Source organism: Pseudomonas cannabina (assembly GCF_900100365.1).
In the GTDB taxonomy this organism is placed as follows: domain Bacteria; phylum Pseudomonadota; class Gammaproteobacteria; order Pseudomonadales; family Pseudomonadaceae; genus Aquipseudomonas; species Aquipseudomonas cannabina.
Map to the genome: position 1 here is coordinate 2021050 of NZ_FNKU01000001.1, position 18973 is coordinate 2040022.

At 55.2% G+C, this 18973-nt stretch carries 9 protein-coding genes and 5 pseudogenes; all 14 read right to left on the reverse strand.

Translation table 11 applies throughout. The features are described from left to right. Positions 1-284 precede the first annotated feature (284 nt). The 14 genes and pseudogenes from tssM to tssA all read right to left on the reverse strand — a co-directional run bounded on the left by tssM (position 285) and on the right by tssA (position 18801). The gene (tssM, locus tag BLT55_RS09415) at positions 285-3788 is read right to left on the reverse strand and encodes a type VI secretion system membrane subunit TssM (RefSeq protein WP_055001248.1); all 3504 of its coding nucleotides are present in this window, start codon (positions 3786-3788) and stop codon (positions 285-287) included. A 13-nt stretch (positions 3789-3801) separates the two neighbouring features. Further along, positions 3802-4692 (reverse strand): type IVB secretion system protein IcmH/DotU, encoded by an 891-nt coding sequence (icmH, locus tag BLT55_RS09420; protein ID WP_055001247.1) that lies wholly within the window; start codon positions 4690-4692, stop codon positions 3802-3804. Then, a pseudogene (gene tssK, locus BLT55_RS34760) lies at positions 4674-6004 on the reverse strand (type VI secretion system baseplate subunit TssK). The gene icmH and the pseudogene tssK overlap by 19 nt, the downstream one beginning before the upstream one ends. Then, positions 6001-6492: a type VI secretion system lipoprotein TssJ gene (gene tssJ / locus BLT55_RS09430; protein WP_055001254.1), complete on the reverse strand. Its 492-nt coding sequence runs from the start codon at positions 6490-6492 to the stop codon at positions 6001-6003. Before tssJ ends, tssK begins: the two are co-directional and overlap by 4 nt. 8 nt (positions 6493-6500) lie before the next feature. After that, the gene (locus BLT55_RS09435) at positions 6501-7289 is read right to left on the reverse strand and encodes a type VI secretion system-associated FHA domain protein (RefSeq protein WP_223862784.1); all 789 of its coding nucleotides are present in this window, start codon (positions 7287-7289) and stop codon (positions 6501-6503) included. 489 nt (positions 7290-7778) lie between these two features. After that, positions 7779-9242 (reverse strand): sigma-54 interaction domain-containing protein, encoded by a 1464-nt coding sequence (locus tag BLT55_RS09445; protein ID WP_054999948.1) that lies wholly within the window; start codon positions 9240-9242, stop codon positions 7779-7781. A 1-nt stretch (position 9243) separates the two neighbouring features. Then, positions 9244-11841: pseudogene (gene tssH / locus BLT55_RS09450) on the reverse strand (type VI secretion system ATPase TssH). Positions 11842-11850: 9 nt separating this feature from the next. Next, entirely contained in the window at positions 11851-12858 is a 1008-nt protein-coding gene (tssG, locus tag BLT55_RS09455) for a type VI secretion system baseplate subunit TssG (RefSeq protein WP_054999947.1), read from the reverse strand. After that, positions 12822-14609, reverse strand: a complete 1788-nt coding sequence (gene tssF, locus BLT55_RS09460) for a type VI secretion system baseplate subunit TssF (protein ID WP_054999946.1) — start codon at positions 14607-14609, stop codon at positions 12822-12824. The genes tssG and tssF overlap by 37 nt, the downstream gene beginning before the upstream one ends. A gap of 86 nt (positions 14610-14695) precedes the next feature. Then, positions 14696-15097, reverse strand: coding sequence for a type VI secretion system baseplate subunit TssE (gene tssE / locus BLT55_RS09465; protein ID WP_054999945.1), 402 nt, complete (start codon positions 15095-15097; stop codon positions 14696-14698). Between the two features lie 12 nt (positions 15098-15109). Further along, the gene (gene tssC / locus BLT55_RS09470) at positions 15110-16585 is read right to left on the reverse strand and encodes a type VI secretion system contractile sheath large subunit (protein WP_054999944.1); all 1476 of its coding nucleotides are present in this window, start codon (positions 16583-16585) and stop codon (positions 15110-15112) included. A 32-nt stretch (positions 16586-16617) separates the two neighbouring features. Further along, positions 16618-16884, reverse strand: a pseudogene (locus BLT55_RS09475) (type VI secretion system contractile sheath small subunit); the annotation flags it as partial. A gap of 103 nt (positions 16885-16987) precedes the next feature. Then, positions 16988-17218, reverse strand: a pseudogene (locus tag BLT55_RS09480) (type VI secretion system contractile sheath small subunit); the annotation flags it as partial. A gap of 35 nt (positions 17219-17253) precedes the next feature. Next, positions 17254-18801: pseudogene (gene tssA / locus BLT55_RS09485) on the reverse strand (type VI secretion system protein TssA). Between the last annotated feature and the right edge of the window lie 172 nt (positions 18802-18973).

Genomic DNA, 18973 nt, shown 5'->3' on the forward strand with positions numbered 1-18973 from the left:
ACCGGGCGCAGCCAATGAGGCGTTTCATGCAGCGTCAGATGGGTATTTTCGGTGCGAAAGTCGAGTGTTCTAACGAACCCGGCCCCGCACGTTGCGAGGCCAGGCCTTATAGAGCCAAATTCCCAGGCGCTGCATACCGCGCGGTAGCCATTTGCCACGCCATGGTATCAACCGCCGCTGGATGAGCTTGGCCAATTTGTCTTAAATTTAATTCATCTTCGTTGAGAGGTTTTACGCCCAAGCCCATGATTTTTCTGGCCTGTCTCTCATCCCCCCTCCCGCCATCAAAGCTGCGCGGGCATCCGAAAGGCGCGTAGCGCACTCATGTCGAACGGGTTCGGCGCACGCTGGCTCGACAACAGATAGTGGGCACGCATACCGCCAACATCCGCCTTGAGCATCAGAACATCGCGCCCTCTCAGCGACTCGACCTGCATCAGATCAATGAGCCGGAACAACGACCAAGGCCCGGTATTCTTTTCGATGCCCAGCGGCCGACCGACCATGCCCTCCATGACCAGACTCGCACGCCCATCTTCGACATCGACAGGCCAGCTGAACGGCATCGGCACAATCGGACCGTGGCGATACTCCAGCGACTGATCACCCAGCGTAAACTCTGCGCGGCGCACGCCGGGGTCAAGAGTGTGAGGTTCCAGGGTGAATTGCACCTGCGGTTCCTGCATCTGTTCGGCAAAGAAACCTTTGCGGATTTTATGCACGCTTGCCATCTGATCCAGATAGGCACGGCTCATCGGCAAACTGAAGCCATCGATGGTTCGCAAGCGATAGCGCCCGGGGTCACCGCTGACAAACGGCTTCAGGTAGCTATCGAAGAAGCGCTCGGCAATCCCCTGCGCTTTGAAGAACTCGCGAAAATCGTTAAGCGCCACATCGCTGCTGTTGTGTGCGTGAAACGGGTAACGCTTGTCGCGAGACTGCTCGTAGAACCCATACAACTCTGCCTTGTAGCGCTGATTGAGGTAGTGGTGAGACTGATACAGCACAAAGCTCCAGGTGTCTTCCGCCAGCGCATTGAACCAGCCACCAACCGGCTGAGGGAGCATCGTGGCGGCATTACGCAATTTGCTCAGCGCGTCCTGCTGTCCCGACATTCGTCCCTTGGCCATCTCGTAGGCAGCCAGATCTGGCTGACCCGAGCGGCCCAGGGTGGCCATTTGCATCTGCAATTCATTGATGGCAGTCAGTCCTGTCACCAGATCGGCAGCGGGACCGTTATCATCATCCAGCAATCGATGCAGCGGATCGAAACGTCGCTGCAAGGATCTCTTTGCCGTCTCGGGCAGACTGCTGGCAGCCGACTGCTGCAACTGCTCGCCAATTGCAGCGACCTGCGTGAGCGCAACGGGTGCAGAGACGGCTTTATCAGCTTCGGCTTTCAGTGTGTCGAGACTGTCTGCAAGAAACGCAAAGCGCGTATTGTCACGGACCTCAATCAATAACTGCACCAGCGGCGAATGGGCTGCGGTCAATCCGGCCATCTGCGCTGCGCCCTGCACAGGTCCTTCGAAAGGTTGCAGTGAAACGCGCCCGATCGCCTCGGCCCAGTGATCGGCATAATCACGGAAATACAGTTTTTCCAGATCGATCATCAGCGCACGCAAGCGAGTCGCGCTGAACGGGGTGCTTTCACCCAGCACCCAGTTATCCCGCATGATCTCAGTCACCACGCCAGTGCCGTGAGTCACAAAATATCGCTCGTAGCCCTGCCGGGTATAAAGCCCGGGAATCCGATAATCCGCCCCTGCCAGCACTGTTCCCTGAGGACCAACGTGGTTGGTCAGGCTGTAATCCGGCAATACACGGGCTTTATCACGCAGCACCCGATAGACCACGTGGGCAAAAGATTCATTACGCAACGTCTGGCGCGCCTGTGCAACCAGCGCATCGTTGACAGGATGGGTGAAAGGCAACGTCAGCAAGCGCCCGAAATGCTGGTTCAACTCGCGCTGCGCCTGCGCGTGGCCGGCATAACGAATTGACCAGTCGGCTGCGGTCCACGCCTCCAGCGCGGACGGTATCCGGTGCTCGCGCTGAACCAGCATCAAATAGGCGCGCAGGTTATTGAGCAACTGCTCTCGATTTTGCAGGCTGTCCACTATCCGGGCTTCGAACATACGGACCACACGTGGCAGCAACTGCGTCTGCAGGTCAGCATGGTAAGCGCGTAACAGCACGTCGTTGGCGGGTTCTCCCTGATAGAGCCCGACACGTTCGTGTAGAGCGACGTCGCTGCTGTCCGGAAACACCCGAGCGGCGGCGTAGCGGGTATTCAATAGTTCGAGGACTGCCAGCAAGTCATCCTGAGCCGTCAACGATGAACGTTGCTGCACCAGTTGCTGCCCCAGGATACGCAGCTGTTCCAGCCGGTCGTGGTTGGCGCTGAAACCGGTTGCCCACAGCACGCCCGATACAGTCAGAAACAGCAACGCCGCACCGTACACGCCCCTCTGACGCCAACGGATCACTCGCCGCGTTTGTTTGTCGAGCATGGCCAGATCGGCTTCGGGGAAAATCACATGACGCAGCACATCATGAATGAACCGGGCCTGCCCGGCATGCCGCACGGGCAGGCCGCTCCCCTCTTCACCGCCAGACGGCTGATCGCCCTGGATCAGATGCGGTGCGCGCGTCAGGTAAACCCCACGCAGGTGACTGGCCCGCTGATAGCGGTTACCGGAAAACGCCAGCTCGACGAAAATGCTCAGCTGGCGCCTGATTTTTCCAAGGTGATCGGGAAACTCGAGCATCTTCCCCCTGCGCTGGCTGTCGCGTTCCTGGTGAATCCGGGTAATAACCTGACTGCCGAGGCGCTGCAGCAAGGTTTCGAACTCCAGACCGAGTACATCGTTATCATCGTCTCGTTGCCCGCTTCGAAAAGTTGCCCCCAAGACCTGCGCGCTTTCCTCTCGGGACAACTGGTCAAAAAACTCATCGAAACCGAAGATCGAGTCGGCCTTGGTCAGTACCAGATAAACCGGGACCTCAACATGCAGCTGCTGAAAGACCTCGTCCAGGCGAGCCCGCACGTCGCTTGCGGTTTTCTCCAGACGCTCGTCGAGCCGATCAAGCAGAATGTCCATCGGTAGCGTCACCAGAACACCGTTGAGCGGATGGGTCCGGTGACGGCCTCGCACCAGTTCCAGCAGTGTCATCCAGGCACTTCGGTCGACCTCAGGCTCAGGCTGGTCCAAGTAGCGACCCGAGGTGTCCAGCAGAACCGCCTGCTCGGTAAAATGCCATTCGCAGCTGCTGGTGCTGCGTGTGTCGCGGGTCAACCTGCGACCGGGTCTGTCAAGGGGGAAGTCGAGGCCGGAAAAATCCAGCAGACTGGTCTTGCCGCTGCCACTTGGGCCAATCAGCACATACCAAGGCAATTCGTTCCGGTGGCGCGTGCTCAAGTCGCCATACACAGCTGATTCTTTGAGCACCCGCTGGGCATCCTTGAAGCGGCTAACGAGCTCCACACACTCTTTGTCCATGGCCACAGACTGACGCAGCCGCTCCTGACCGGTTTGACTGTCTTCCATCCGCTTCTTTTGCACAGCGGCGCGCCAGTTGGCGAAAACGATCCCGAGTCCCCAGGCCAGAAACAACACGCTGATCGTTACCAGACGCGCAATCGGACTTTCCCAGAACCGCTTGTCCGCCACTGCCAGCAATGGGCCGACGGTCCAGATCAGAGTCGCTGAACCCACTACCAACAGCAGCGACCAGAACCAGGTGCGGCACAGCAACGTGAGGAGTTTTTTGAACAGGCTTTTCATGACTTTTCTCATTTCAGGACCGGCGCTCGAGCACCGCCAGATCCGCCGACTGGAAGGGCTTGAGGACAGCTTCACGTTGCTCGCCGAGTACCCAGGCGAACCCCGAATACAGCACGCTCAGGCTGATAAAGGTGAACAGCACGATCAACCACAGCGGGGCGATGCGCAGTTGATCGACGCTCGACGATCCTGCGCCCTGCCAGTGGGGTGAGAGTGTTCGCGACACATCGCCTCTCAAGTGCCGTATCTGTCGGTAAAGGGCGTCGCGGATGTCCTCCAGCTCGTTGCCGCCCCGGCGATTCGAGCGGTATTTGCCCTCGAACCCAAGTGCCAGGCACAGGTACATCAGTTCGAGCATCGGCAAGTGCCTGATTGGATTGGCGGACAGCTTTTCAAGGAGCTGAAAGAATTTCTCGCCGCCGAATGTTTCCTTGTGAAAGCGACTCAGCAGACTGATCTTCGACCAGTCGCTCGTGCTGCCCCAGGTGGTGTTCAATACAGCCTCATCCACCACTGTGCACAACACATAACGAGCGGCCAGCAGATGATCATTCTCTATCGAGTGCCGCCTGGCTTCGGCCTCGAAATGCTTCACCTGTTCTGATAGCTTGACGTTCAAGAGGTGGATATCGCCGACGCCATCCATCACAGCCAGCCTTGACACATGAGCAAGCAATTCACTCGCCGCGGCAACAAGCGGATTGACGTGCACAATGAGCGGTTTCTCAGGTGTCTGTGCAGCGCTGTAAAGCAGTCGTTCCTGCAAACCCTCAAACAGGTTCGTTTCATTAATGTCTGTGAATCCGTCGCTTTCCGGACGGGTCGTGTTCCGTCCATAGACAATCGGGTTTTCACCGCGAGTGTTCTGCTTATCGGTCGCTCTGTTCAATTTCTGATCGCCCAGAACTGCAATTCAAGCCCGGAAAACTCGCCTGAGACGTGGAAGGCAAACCCTCCGGATGTATTGATTTCGGCTTGCTCGTGCTCATCCATGTCGAGAATGAAATAGGTCTTGCCGGCATGAAACGGAATCTGCCGTGGTGCTACCGGCAAGGGCCTCAAGCGGATCCCCGGCAGATGCAGTGCAACCAGCTCGCGGATACTTTCCACAGACCCGACCTTGAGGTGCGAAGGCAGCCGCAGGCGTAGCTCTTCCGCATCGCACTGCGCGCGGGCTGCAAGCACAAACGAGGCGGCACCCAACAGCTCGCGGTCAACCCGCGGGGAAACCAGAACGCCATACTGTCTGACTTGCAGCTCGAGTTCCTGGGCATGCTGCTCAAGCACCATGGACAGCATCTGTCGAATGGCGAGCATGACGTTGAGGAACGTCGCACCCTGGTCACTGTGCTGGTAGTCGCCGTCAAGCCGGGGTCGTCTGCTGTTATCGGCAAATGTAGACAATTCACCCAACAAGCACAGCAAGACCCTGTACAGTTTTTCGGGGTGGACATGCCTGATATTGAGGTAGTGCTGAAGCAGCGGCGCGCTGCGATTGATCAATTGCAGCATCATGAAGTCGCCTACTTGCGCCCCGCTTGCCTGACCCTGCGCACCGATACGTTCGGCTATTACGTCCCCTCGATGGCGAAGCAGGCTGACCACCTCTTGAGGCAGGACATCAGGTAGCGAGAACCGCCCGCACTGATGAATGTGGGGGAAAAATCCGTGTCCAGCGTTATTGCCTTGTCCGGGCTGCAACTCAAAACATGGCACAACTTGAGCATCGCGTAAGCGTGCTCGCCACAGGGTTCACCGAGCAGCAAGCGAAATTCCGGACGCGCACAAAAGACCGGCGTGGCACTCTCTTCCCCCGCATTTGAGTCCAGAATGCTGACGGTATAAGCGCTGAAACGCGCCACGACATCAGCCTGTTCCTGACTGCGCGCCTCGATGCAGTTGCCAGCCACGATCGGCAACGCAACGTACACTGACATGCATGAAGTATTGGCAGGAATATCCAGCGCCAGCGGCCTGTCACGGTCGCGTATGTCGAAGATGCTGCCATCCGGCAATATGCCCGAAGCCTGAGCAAGCACGATCTGTCCCGAACTCAGAAACTGCGGATCAATTTCCAGCGCGGTAAAACCCCAGTTATAGGGCCCTGCGAGTTGTGTACGCACTCTTAGTTGATGGTCGTAATAACGATCATTGTGCTGAAAGTGCTGCGGACGCAGCAGCATGCCTTCCTGCCAGATAACCTTGTGTGAATTCATGTCGGATTCCCTGCGCTGGCCTTATTGTTTGCCTGATACAGACCAGACTCACCCAGCACGAACACGGCCCGATTCTGCTGCCTGGGGAGTATTTTAATTATTTGACGCCACTGGGTGTGCGGCAAGTTTCGATACGCGGCCAGCACACCGATATAATGGCTGCCATCGGCCAGTTTCAATTTCAACTCACGCACTTCACCAGGACGAAGTTCAAACTCTTCAGTGGCCACCAGGTCATCGCTCAGTACCTGATCGGCGCGTTGATAAAGAGAAAAGAAATCCATGTTCCCGAACGTCACAGGACGTTTGAGTTCAAGCAGCTTTAGTACAATCGGCGAAGGCCTGCCATTCAAATCAGGATTAAGCTGATGGTCGGCATCCAGGCTGATGTCCAGACGGGTTTGCGTGGAATAAGGCGAAAGCGTCGAACACCCGGCCATCGAGAGCAATAGCAGCAGCCCGATTAACCGAGCGAAATAAATAATCATGGAGGTCATTACTTTACATCCTGGTGAAAAGAGACGATCAGACGAAACTGTTGTTGATAAGCCGGCGCGAAGTTGTGGGCAAGCAGGTGTTCATCCCACTGGCCGCTCCGCTGCAGATCGTGATGGTGTCGTGCATAGTCACGCCACTGGCGGCCATCGGTCAGCAGCCACGGCCTGCCACGGTCACGCTCGAATTGCCAGCCAAGCTGGCGCGGTGAAAAATGCTCGAGCGCTGCCTGCGCCATCACACGACAACCTGCCAGCATCGCGGTCTCATGGGCCTGAAGCTCACGAAAGGCGCGAGTAATGGTTACTTCAGTCAGGAGATGACGTGGCGCCTCGTTCAGCAGGCCGTTGATCAGTGTTTCGCCCGTCGCAGACTCGACACCGCTGACATCAGGGTGAGTAACGTCGGAGAGGTCCGCGTACAGTTCATGCGTAATCTCGTTGCGTATTTTCAAACTCTGCTGCAGACCGTCCAGACAACGCTTGAACAGGCGGGCAACTTTTATAGCGCTCGCTTCGCGAGTGGCCAGATCAACCGACGTGAGTTCGATACCCAGCGCATCGCCGAACTGCCCCCAGAACACGTCCATATGTTCCTCACGCTGATGAGCTACAGCGTGTATGGGTGGAGTAATGAGTTGCGGCAAGCATAAATAATCACCTTCAACACCTGCGCAGTCTTGAAGTTGCCGGGCATCAGGGCCATCGACACTAAAAGCGGCAAAATCACCGACTGTCCCACACGCCTGTTCCAGTCCTGTCGGACTGCCTGTATTGAATGGCCGATCCACGGCAAGATTCCTTTATAGTTATTGTCATCGCTATCGGTTGCGACTGACCGGTTCCGGGTTCCCCAAGGCTCGATACTGATCGTCGCTGAATTTGAAATGGCCACTGCATCCGACCAGGCATACCAGCATCGCGAGCACAGAAAACAAAATGCGCCACCCATGAACATTCATTGCAAAAGCCTCCAGAAAAAGAACCAGACAAGCAGTGTCAATCAACAGTTAATGGCGCCGTCCATAGTGGGCAGCGACCTTCAAATGCGCCAGGCGATAAAGCAGAGTGCGTCGCGATACACCTAAGGAGACGCTGATTTATTCTAAAGCACAGCTGTTGCCCCCTGATAAATCAAGGCCTCCAGAGCGTTGCAGGGACGAAAAATCGAATAAATCAGCGGCTCCCTAAGTATCCTCTGAAAAAGCCCATTTTTTTGGAGAGGAACCGGGCTGGAGCGCCTGTATTTACTGGCTTCGACTTTTGAAGAAAAGGCTTTTTCAGACCTTCCCTAAAGTATGAGCTGCACGAGTTCGGTTGCCTCCGCTGTCGCTCAGGCACTCGAGCAGCACGCTGCGCTCGAATTGCTCCATACGCTCACGCAGCGTCAAGCGCACGGGGTCGCTGACAGTGGCGGGTACAGGAAAGTGTTCCGGTGTCAACTCGCCGTTCTCACACAACAGTACTGCGCGCTCGACAAACCCTTTCAGCTCGCGAACATTACCGGGGAAGGCATAGTTGGACAGCGCTTGTAACGCGGCCTCTGACCAGTGCACCGCAGCACGATTTGAATGAAGGCAGGTCTCATCGGCAAAGTGCCGGGCCAGTACCTCAATGTCTTCGTTACGTTGACGTAGCGGAGGAAGCTCAATGGGAAACTGAGCAAGCCGGTAGTAAAGATCTTCACGAAATCGCCCTTCTGCAACCAGCGTCGGCAGATCCCGATGGGTAGCCGCAATGATTCGCACATCGACTTTGCGTACAGTGTTAGAGCCCAGCGGACGAATCTCTCCCTCCTGCAGTACGCGCAGAAGCTTGGCTTGCAAAAGCATGGGCATATCGCCAATTTCGTCGAGCAGAAGCGTACCGCCATCGGCCGCGTCGAACAGACCGTGTCGATCTCGATCGGCCCCGGTAAACGCGCCTTTGCGGTAGCCGAACAGCTCACTTTCCAGAAGCGCCTCTGGAAACGCTGCGCAGTTCTGCGCAACGAACGCGTTCTCGCGACGAGGTCCGTGCTCATGGATCGCGCGTGACACGATTTCCTTGCCTGTCCCGGTCTCGCCGGTCAGCAACACAGTACAGGTGCTGTCCAGAATCTTGCTCAGCAGATAGGTGGTGCGGCTCAGCGCGGCGCTGTTTCCTATAAGACCGTACTGTGCCGTCTGTGAACGGCGCCTGCGCGAGGGGCGCGAGGGGTCTGTCGGCTTGTCCGATAGCTCGAGCAGGGACAATTGCGAGATGACAAACGAGCCCAACGCACCTACCGCTTCGGCATAACCGCGCAGTTCCTTGTGATGTCGGCTCACACAGATCAGCAGCCCTTGAGGCAACTGATCGCCATCAAGCAACGGCAAGCACAGCAGTGATTTCCATTTCTTTACATGGGCTGGCAAAAACCCGGTGTCATAAAGGCTGTCATCGATGTGCGCAATGCTGACAATCTCTTTCTGAAGCAGGCTGAACTGTAAAAAAGGCTGATCGCCGTAGTCATCCGAAGGACTCTTTTGTGTTCCGTTCCGAACGACGCCGTCCATCACTTCAGCCGCAAGACCGAGGCGTTTGCGGCCAGCATCGAACAGGAAAAGCTGAATCGCTTCACAGTGACAAAGTTCAGCAGCGGACATCGCGAAATCATGCAGCAGCGACTGGCTGTCGGCTGACTGCGCCAGGCGTGAATAATACGAAATCAGTGTCTGCGCTTCACTCAGCGGATCCTGCCGTGTATTCAGGGACGACACCATTTTATTCGAACTCACAGACAATTCCGCCCGAGCCATCCAGCGTTGCATGAACGACGGAAACGACAGCGCCAGTGCTCATGGCACTGAGCAGACGATTTGTGATGAGCGGTGTCAGGCACGACTCCAGCAAACGATCAAACAGCCTGGCGCCGCTATCGCCCTAGGTACAACGTTCCAGCAGATGACTGACCAGCTCCTTCGAGTAACTGAACGTCAGTCCACGGTTTTCGAGCCTTTCCCCAAGGCGCTTCAACTTCAGCTCAAGCAATTCCTGCAGCACTGCACCTTCAACGGGGTAATAAGGCACGACACGCATTCTGGCCAGCAATGCGGGCTTGAAATGTGCAGTGAGTATCGGCTTGATGACTGCTTCCAGCTCTGTTGCATCCGGGCGGCGTCCGTTTCGGCAACTCGCATGAATCACATCACTGCCCAGGTTGGATGTCATCAGGATAAGGGTATTGCGAAAGTTGATTTCCCTGCCCTCCCCGTCATTAGCCATGCCTTTGTCGAAGATCTGATAAAACAGGTTCATTACATCCGGATCTGCCTTTTCTACCTCATCGAGCAGAACCACCGAGTAGGGCTTTTGTCGAACCGCATCCGTCAACATGCCGCCTTCGCCATAGCCAACATAGCCGGGAGGCGCACCGATCAAGCGGGAGACAGTATGTTTCTCCTGAAACTCGGACATGTTAATGGTGGTCAGAAAGCGCTCGCCGCCATACAACAGATCAGCCAGCGCGATAGCCGTTTCGGTCTTGCCCACACCACTGGGCCCGACCAGAAGAAATACACCTGTCGGCGCTCCGGGCGCATTCAAACCCGCGGCCGACGCTTTTACGGATCGTTCGATGGCCTGCATCGCCTGCTCTTGACCCCGGATGCGCGAACGCAGTCCGGATGAGAAACCGGCAATGCTGAGACTGTGCTCCTGCACCAGCTGAGATAACGGGATACCCGTCCAGGCGTGCACAACTTCCGCGATCAGCCGTGGACAAACTTCGTAACTCACAAGACGGTCGTTGACCTGAGCGCTGACCAGCGCCTGTTGAACCTCGGCCAACGCTGACTGCAGTGCCTGCGTGCACTTGCTGGCCCGGGCAGGCCCGGCGTGCTGCTGCACTGTTAGGCTGGCCAATTGCCGACGCAGATCAAGCAGCCGATTAGCCAGTGCCTGTTGGTCAGCCCACGCGCACTCGAGCCCGGCTGCGCGGGTCTTTATCCCTGAGATAGTCGAAGACAACGTCTTCAAAACATTGGCATCAACCCGCATGCCGGCATCGACATCACGCTGTATTGCATCAAAGTGTCTCTGCCGCTCAGCCAGTTCGCCTCGCAGACACTCAAGTCGCTCGGGCACCGCGACCAGACTGATGCGCACCCGGGCGCAGGCGGTATCAAGCAGATCGACAGCCTTGTCAGGCAACTGTCGTCCGGACAAGTAACGCGCCGATAGCCGGGCAGCGGCAACGACTGCGTCATCACGTAAATAGATACCATGGCTGCGCTCATAGGTCGGGGCGAGCCCGCGCAGGATGGTGACGGCCTGATCCACGGTGGGCTCCAGCACACGAATCGGCTGGAAACGACGTGCAAGCGCAGGATCTTTTTCGAAATATTGCCGGTACTCGGCCCAGGTAGTGGCTGCAATCGTGCGCAGCTCGCCACGCGCCAGCGCCGGCTTCAAAAGATTGGCTGCGTCCGCCGTGCCTACCTGGGCGCCGGCCCCGATAAGGGTGTGGGCTTCATCGATGAACAGAATGATCGGCGTCGACGATGACTTGACCTCGTCAATGACACCTTTCAGACGGCGCTCGAACTCACCCTTGATGCTGGCCCCCGCCTGAAGCAATCCCATATCCAGCGACAACAGCTCGACGTCTTTCAAAAGATCAGGGACTTCTCCCTGCACGATTCTCAGCGCCAGTCCTTCGACAATCGCAGTCTTGCCGACACCCGCATCGCCAACCACGATCGGATTGTTCTTACGCCTTCGAGCCAGTATGTCGATCATCTGGCGTATGCAGTCATCGCGACACAACACCGGGTCCAGCAACCCGCCTCTGGCCTGCTGTGTCAGGTTATGAGTGAAGCGTTCGAGCAGGGACTCACCTTGATCAACCGTTTGCCTCGCCAAGCCGGACACCTGTTCAGCAAGCGCATAATCGCGAAAACGTTCAATGTTGATCTTCGCCAACAATGGCTGGTACGGCCGATCTGTGTACCGCAATGGATTACGCAGCAAAGCAAGTATCAGCGCCGCCTGATCAATATGGCTTTGCCCCAGGTCCAGCGTAGAAATCAACAGGGCATCCTGAAGCCACTGAACAAGTTCGCTGGAAAATACCGGATTACAGTCTGCACATTGCTCGATGGGCGGAAACAGCAAACCTGCAAACTCCGCAGCTGAAACACTTGCGTCAAGCAGAGCACGGGCAAGCATTCCTTCTGGGCGTTCAAGGAGGGCAAACAGCAAATCATCTACCAGAATCTTGCTGCTGCCTCTGGACACGCAGTGTTCTGCGGTGCTCTCAAGTTCTTTGCGGGTGGGTAAATCAAGGGCATTAACGAGTTGCTGCAAATCTGGATTAATCATGAGGGATCCTTAATGACTCGGTCTGTTGAGCGTTACCAGGCCCGACGAATACTCGCGTCCCAGCCAACTGGTCCAACCCAGCCGACAGGTGTTCGATTGACCGATGCGTAGATCTCTGATGTCTTCATTGAGAAGTTCCAGACAGATGTCGTAATCTAGCGGGTCGCGTAATGTGAACCGCACCAGAGCACCCAACGGCGGATAGCCCGGGCCGATGGGCAGGAACTCGTGGAAGCGGTCCCAGTCGAGCTGCTTTATATGGATACGGAACTTGCCGGCCCGGTCAGGCACCCGACTACCCAGCAACGCATTTCGCCCTAGCTGACTGTTCGCTTTTCCAAGGCGATTGAGCTGAGGGGCGTTGATGTCCACCGCTCGCTCGACACATTGCTCGATGAATAACCGGGCATGCTTGAAGTAATAACGAAGCACTGACTCGATCAGCGCTGCCGAGTGCGCGCGCAGGCTCAGCAGCCCCAGATAGGGTAATAACCGCTTCCAGTTCAATTCGGTCGTTTCGCGGAGACGCTCGCCATGCAAACCGATCAACGCGAACAATTGTTCGGAAAAAGGATCCGTCGCGCCGCTGCTGAAAACGGCGTGGTAGCGATACTTTCGCCAGGCGGGCACCATCAGTTTCTGCAGACGATGATTAAAAACGTCCAGAAAATCGCGGGTCGCATTAGGCTTGCCTCGCTCTCCCAGCGCTTGCTCGACATAAAAAGCCGGCAAGGGAGAATCTGCTCCTGCCAGACTCATCATATTCAGGCGCAGGCGGACATACAGGCACCCGTGCTCCTCGAAACACTCCATGTCCTCTATATCGCTACCTGGAAATCCGAGTCCGGTATTTGCTCGTAATTCGAGAAAGTCATGAAGCTGTTCATCGTCGGCGTGCGGATGAAGATCACGTAAAATCCCGAGGATCAGAGGTATCGCCTGATAAATCGAATACTCGCGAATACTCAGGCTCAGAGCTATCAAAGCAGCGGTTGCTGTCCCATGCGTGGCGTCCATCCGTAACCACCTCCCTGAGCGGTTTTCACGTGCAGTTCATGGAAAGAATTCAAGCTGGCATACAGCGCAAAGAATTCGTTGAGGACCGAGGCGAACAGAAACAGACTGGCCTCATCTGCGAACTCGCCAGGTGCGATAAGCAGTTCGGTTTTTACGCCACGCAGCGGTCGACCATTGTGTAGACGATCAACGTGCTGATGACTGATGGCCCTGAGTCCGCCCAGCAAGTGCTGACTGACTTTTTCCGCGCGTTTGTCGTAGTAACGCGGCAGGTCATACGTTTCGAGAATGACTTTCAGGGCTTCCACACTCGCCAGAGAAAGATAATTCAGCGACATGTTGCTAATGACGCGCCATAGAAAATCCCGGGTGATGGGCGGCGCATAGCTTTTGGTGGCGGGTGTGATATTGCTGAATCGCAAGAAGTCCGGCGTGTCATCGCACGGCTTGCATATCCCGCCAGCCCTGATCTGCTGGGGAAGGTTATGGTTGGTACAAGTCAATTCGATCGAGATGGTTTCATTTTTTCGGTCGCCACGAAGGTCGAAGCTTAAAAACGTATCAAAGCCGTCGTGGAGCATGGAATGACGGTGACGAACGCTGTAATACGGCGAGTTGCTTTGCACATCGACAGCGGGATCATGCTCGAATGATTCGAATGGCACATAGTTTTGATAGCCCTTGCCTCCTGGCTGCCAGCCAGTGACTTTATCCACCGAATAGATACCGCAGTTGCCTTCCCCTGGGTAATCGGGAATCAACAGGTATTCGTCCAGACGCGCATCCGCCTGGATCGGTACGGCATCCTGTTTGAACAGATTCACCACGGGCGTGCGGTACAGCCTGATATGTTCAAGGGTGGGTCTGAGACGCTGCATATCCTCGCAACGCATATCGAACACCAATTCAAAACCACGAGCCGTCGTCAACAGCGCGTGGTTGATTGACTTGATAGCCTCCAGACCCTTTACATCGACAAATAGAAACTTTTCCGGAAAGCAAAAATACTCTTGCAGGTAGCGGTAGCCGCGGAAGGTATTCAGGGGATAGGGAATCAGCGCCTCGTCCTCGGCAAAACCGACGGGGCAGACGTGATCTGCAGGGATGCTGAACTCGGCGGGATGCCCGTCTTCCGTCATCAAAGGATTGCCGTGGCTGTCAAACGGCAACAGTTTGATACCTTGCAACTTGCGCACGAAACAGAGATAGAGCGCCTGACTGATGTGACGATCACCTGCAAGATGCAGGCGTAACTGACTTAGTTCCAGTTCGCCCAGATGCCCCTCGCCCGTCATGCTCAGGCGCAACGTCAGTATCACTGTGCCTCCGCTGGCCGAGCAGGAAACACCTGCCATCTTCAATGGCAATACTTCAGTAGCAAAGCAAGTGCGAAACTGACAGGTCAGGCCCTTCACAGGTTCACTTTCCACCTGGGTATCACGTTCGACGATAAGGCCGGGGCCCACAGTAGCCAAAGGCTCGAATTGCAACATGCTCATGGCAGGCATGGCCCGCATGTAGTTCGGCCACAACAACTGCATGAGCGAGTGAGTCAACTCGGGTAAATCGTCATCCAGTTTCTGACGTAAACGGCCCGTTAAAAAAGCGAAGCCCTCCAGTAACCGCTCGACGTCCGGATCCTGACTGCCCTGCCCCAGAAACGGCGCCAATGCAGGATTGCGATCGGCAAAGCGTCGCCCTGATTGACGAAGAGCCATCAGCTCGTCTTGATAATAGTGATTGAATGACAACGGCTACCTACCCGACCGAATTGTAAACGGCCACAAAACCAACGCCCAAAAACATACGGCATTAATAAAAATCTGTTGATATCGATTTACTCGATACGCACTTGACCATTGCCACTCAGGGTTGCCAAAAACCTGACCGACTTTCTGATTCCGTTTATCTCCACACAGGCGCCAATAGAGAACCGTCGCTTTAGCGGGCAATCTCTACTCTCGTCAGGCATGACATGCACGTCGAAAAGACGCGGCTCATAAGTGCGGATAACCTCTTCGATGGCTGCCCGTGACTGTCTTGATGCCTCATGCGAACTCAGGCTTATGTCGTTAAGGTCAGGCAACCCATAATCTGGCAGCATTTTCACGCTGCCTGCGCGGGTACCCAGCATTTCCGACACATGAGCGGCTATCGAACTCATCAATCGCTGTTCATTGTCAATATCAGGCATTGTCTGACCGGCGAGGCGTTCAAAAAGGCTACCGCGGGCGTTCATGGTGTGGTCTCGTCAGTCCTTGTCCATCTTGCCAACCAAAGACAGCGTAAAGTCAGCACCCATGTATTTGAAATGAGGACGAACATTCAAACTGACGCGGTACCAGCCCGGATCACCTTCAACATCGCTGACAATGATCTGCGCATTGCGCAACGGCCGTCTGCCACGAACGTCGGCACTTGGATTGTCCTGATCGGCAATGTACTGACGAATCCACTTATTGAGCTGGACCTCCAGGTCTGTGCGCTCTTTCCACGAGCCGATCTGTTCGCGCTGCAATACCTTGAGATAGTGAGCCAGCCGGTTGACAATCATCATGTAAGGCAACTGTGTGCCCAGCTTGTAATTAAGTTCGGCTGTCTTGCCTTCCGGGCTATTGCCGAAAAACTTCGGTTTCTGCACCGAGCTTGCGGAAAAGAAGGCGGCGTTGTCGCTCCCTTTGCGCATAGTCAATGCGATGAACCCCTCGTCAGCCAGCTCGTATTCACGGCGGTCGGAGACGAGTACTTCGGTCGGGATCTTGGTTTCGATTTCACCCATGCTGTGGAAGTGATGCAACGGCAGGTCTTCGACAGCACCGCCACTCAACGGACCAATGATGTTGGGACACCAGCGGAACTTCGCAAAGCTGTCTGTCAGCTTTGTCGCAAACGCGTACGCTGTATTACCCCACAGGTAATGCTCGTGATCGTTAGCGACATTTTCTCTGTAGGCAAACGTTTTTACCGGGTTTTCCTCGGGCTCGTACGGAGCACGCAGCAGGAAGCGCGGCACTGTCAGTGCGAAATACCGGGCGTCCTCCTGCTGACGGAAGCTCTGCCATTTGGCGAACTGAGGCCCCTCGAAATGATCTCTCAGATCCTTGATATCAGGCAGACCGGTAAACTGCTCCAGACCGAAGAAGCCTGGCCCCGCAGCCGCAATGAAAGGCGCATGCGCCATGCAGGCGACGCTGGAGACGTATTGCATCGTTTTGACGTCGGGAGCACTTGGGGAGAAAAAATAATCGGCGATGATGGCACCGACAGGATTGCCGCCGAACTGCCCGTACTCAGCGGTGTAGACATGCTTGTAAAGGCCCGACTGGACCACTTCAGGCGAGTCCTCGAAATCTTCCAGCAAGTCCTGCTTGGAAATACTCAACAGCTCGACTTTGATATTTTCGCGGAAATCGGTTCGTTCGATCAGCAACTGCAATCCGCGCCAGGACGCCTCCAGCGCACGAAAGTCAGCGTGATGGAGGATTTCATCCATCTGGCGACTGAGCTTGCTGTCGATATCCGTAATCATCCGGTCGACCAACGCCTTTTTTACCGGCTCGGCACTGTTATGGGGTTTCAACAGTTCTTCGATGAATGCAGCAACACCGCGCTTGGCAATGTCATAGGCGTCATCACCGGGGCTCAGCCTGGTTTCTGCAATAATCTGGTCGAGAATCCCGTACTGAGACTCGCCAACATTGGCTTGCGGTGAAGCTTTCATGGTCATGCTCTAATCCCCCTGCAATAAATTAAAACGCACTACTGCGCTCCGGCACTCAGACCCAACTCAGTCAGCACGCTGTTACGTGAGTCCGTATCGGCCAAGACGCTATCGATCGCTTTGCGAAAAGCGGGCGTATTGCCCAGCGGACCTTTGAGCGCCATCAGTGCATTGCGTAATTCCATCAATTTTTTCAGTTCAGGAATTTGCTCCACCAGACTGGCCGGGTTGAAGTCTTTCATTGAGGCGATCCTGATACTGACGGGCAGATCATCAATCTCGCTATCAGGCTGCAGACGGTTAGGGAGGCGCTGATTTATTCGATTTTTCGTCCCTGCAACGCTCTGGAGGCCTTGATTTATCTGGGGGCAACAGCTGGGTTTTAGAATAAATCAGCGTCTCCTTAGGGACACTCATAACAAGTTCCAGCTCTTGCTTGGCCATCACATCGTTAAAATTATTCTTGTCGATGCTGATCGCTTTACGATTTTCAAGCTTGCGCTCGTCAACTCGTTGTGTAAAGTCGCCTAATACCAGCAGTTTAAGCGGCAGTTCTATTTCTTCCTGTGCCCCTGCAATAGCGGGCTTGAACGTAATGTTAATGCGTTCTTTGGGTGCTACCGAGCCTTCTTTGGCCATTACCCTTTTCTCCAGGCTGTTTCAGTTGGACGTTGCTACGCGATTAGTCTTTCGATGTCGTAATGACACAGTCTTTGATAAAGATCTTCTTTACGACTTATTGACTTGTCACTCTGAGGCAGCCGTTCGTAGCAGTCATACAGCAAGCGTGATACGTCAAGAAAAACCGCTGGTTCTCACTCATGCAAACTGGAGGACTGAAGTTGCCCATCGAGAAACTCAAGCTGAATTTTTGCCAACGTGTACTCTTTCGCCTGATGACATAAACGAGCGAGACACAGCCTCCAGAAAAATCGTTCTCTTCCGCCTTTGGCAATGTGCAAGTGCTGGTTCAGAATCTGCACGGCAGGCTTGAACCCGCCCGCCTGCAAACCGGATACAAGTTCCTCATAAACAGCCTCCCATTCAGGCAGCCCGGATATTCCGTCTGTCTCACATCGGTGTTGAACGGAGACCACCGGGGGCATAATATGAGCGTCTATCCACGCTAGCGTTTCGGTATCTGCGAAGGGTGTGCCATCGTGAAAACGCAACTCAGTGACTTCCGGAATTCGTTTCAGCAGTGACGCCAAGTGCGCCTCAACTTCATGTAGAGCCGCGGTCGCATCCAGAGCCTTCAGACAGCCCCAGATCAAACGCTGGCCATCAAACCAGAAAGGGGCGGACATCAAACTCGCTTCAACATCCACGATCAAATCTGCGTAAAAGCCCTGCTCGAATCGCTCTTGGTAATGTCTTGGTTTTTCTACAGGCAGCCCACGTAACTGCGTTATTTTTTGTGCATTGCACTCGGGAGTACTGTCGATGGCGAGCCATGCGATTGCCCGAGCAAGGCGAATTGCGCGCGGGTCAGTCGTTTTTTGTTTCAGCCACCATTTGCAGAGATCACGCGCAGTTTCATACAGGGAGTTTGACGCACGCTGGGCGTCTTTCTCGTTTTCAACAGAAGGACTGCTTGAAAACAGCTGGGCAGCCACCTTTTTAACTTGCTCGACCACGGTGACGGGCTCTTTTTCAGCGTGCAGCGCAAGCTCGATCATGCGTGCCAGCCTTCTGCGCAAAGGCAGCAGCAATGGCGCATCGTCGCCCAAATGGCCACCCAATATTTCGTCCAGCTGGTCCAGATACTTTGCCAGCTGTTGAAAGACGGTAAGCTGGTTGGCGATAGACACATCTTCTGCCAACACCTTTTCGAGCCTGAGCACCAGCCATGCGATGGCAGCAGACCGGGTTCGCAACTTCCTTGGGTGCAACACCTGCCAGTGACGTTCGCAGAGATGATGGATAAGCCCCAAACCTGCCACTAGCCCCGCAAAAGACTCACACTCATATAATGCCCAGGCAAGCCAGCTGGCGACCCGCAGATCCTTGGATTGACTGACAAGAATAGACTCACTGCCTTCTCTGATTTTGGGCCAGTCAATAGTTAAAGCCCCCAAAATTGACTGCGCACCGCCCAATGCTTGCTCCAAGGATTCAAACAGGGTCGAGAAGCGTATGTCCTGGCCTGAATAATCTTGATCTGATACTGGATGCCGGGCGACTTCCTGATAGTGGATGGTCAGATTATCTAGAAAAGCCATCAAACACCCTCCGACATCAGCAGTTAAACGTTTAGATTGGCAGACCTGATAAAGAAGCCGGGCCAACTTTATCCACCCCCCTCAGAACAAACAAGTCGAAAATTGGCACGCCGCAATCTTTCAGAAATTTCCTACGCGCATCCAGTTAGAAATGTAGGACGCACTAGGGAGA

Excerpts from the sequence above, each read along its gene's own strand:
- tssG (WP_054999947.1), bottom strand. The coding sequence starts at position 12,858 with ATGGACGCCACGCATGGGACAGCAACCGCTGCTTTGATAGCTCTGAGC.
- tssJ (WP_055001254.1), bottom strand. The coding sequence starts at position 6,492 with ATGATTATTTATTTCGCTCGGTTAATCGGGCTGCTGCTATTGCTCTCG.
- tssM (WP_055001248.1), bottom strand. The coding sequence starts at position 3,788 with ATGAAAAGCCTGTTCAAAAAACTCCTCACGTTGCTGTGCCGCACCTGG.
- tssE (WP_054999945.1), bottom strand. The coding sequence starts at position 15,097 with ATGAACGCCCGCGGTAGCCTTTTTGAACGCCTCGCCGGTCAGACAATG.
- tssC (WP_054999944.1), bottom strand. The coding sequence starts at position 16,585 with ATGACCATGAAAGCTTCACCGCAAGCCAATGTTGGCGAGTCTCAGTAC.
- BLT55_RS09445 (WP_054999948.1), bottom strand. The coding sequence starts at position 9,242 with ATGGTGTCGTCCCTGAATACACGGCAGGATCCGCTGAGTGAAGCGCAG.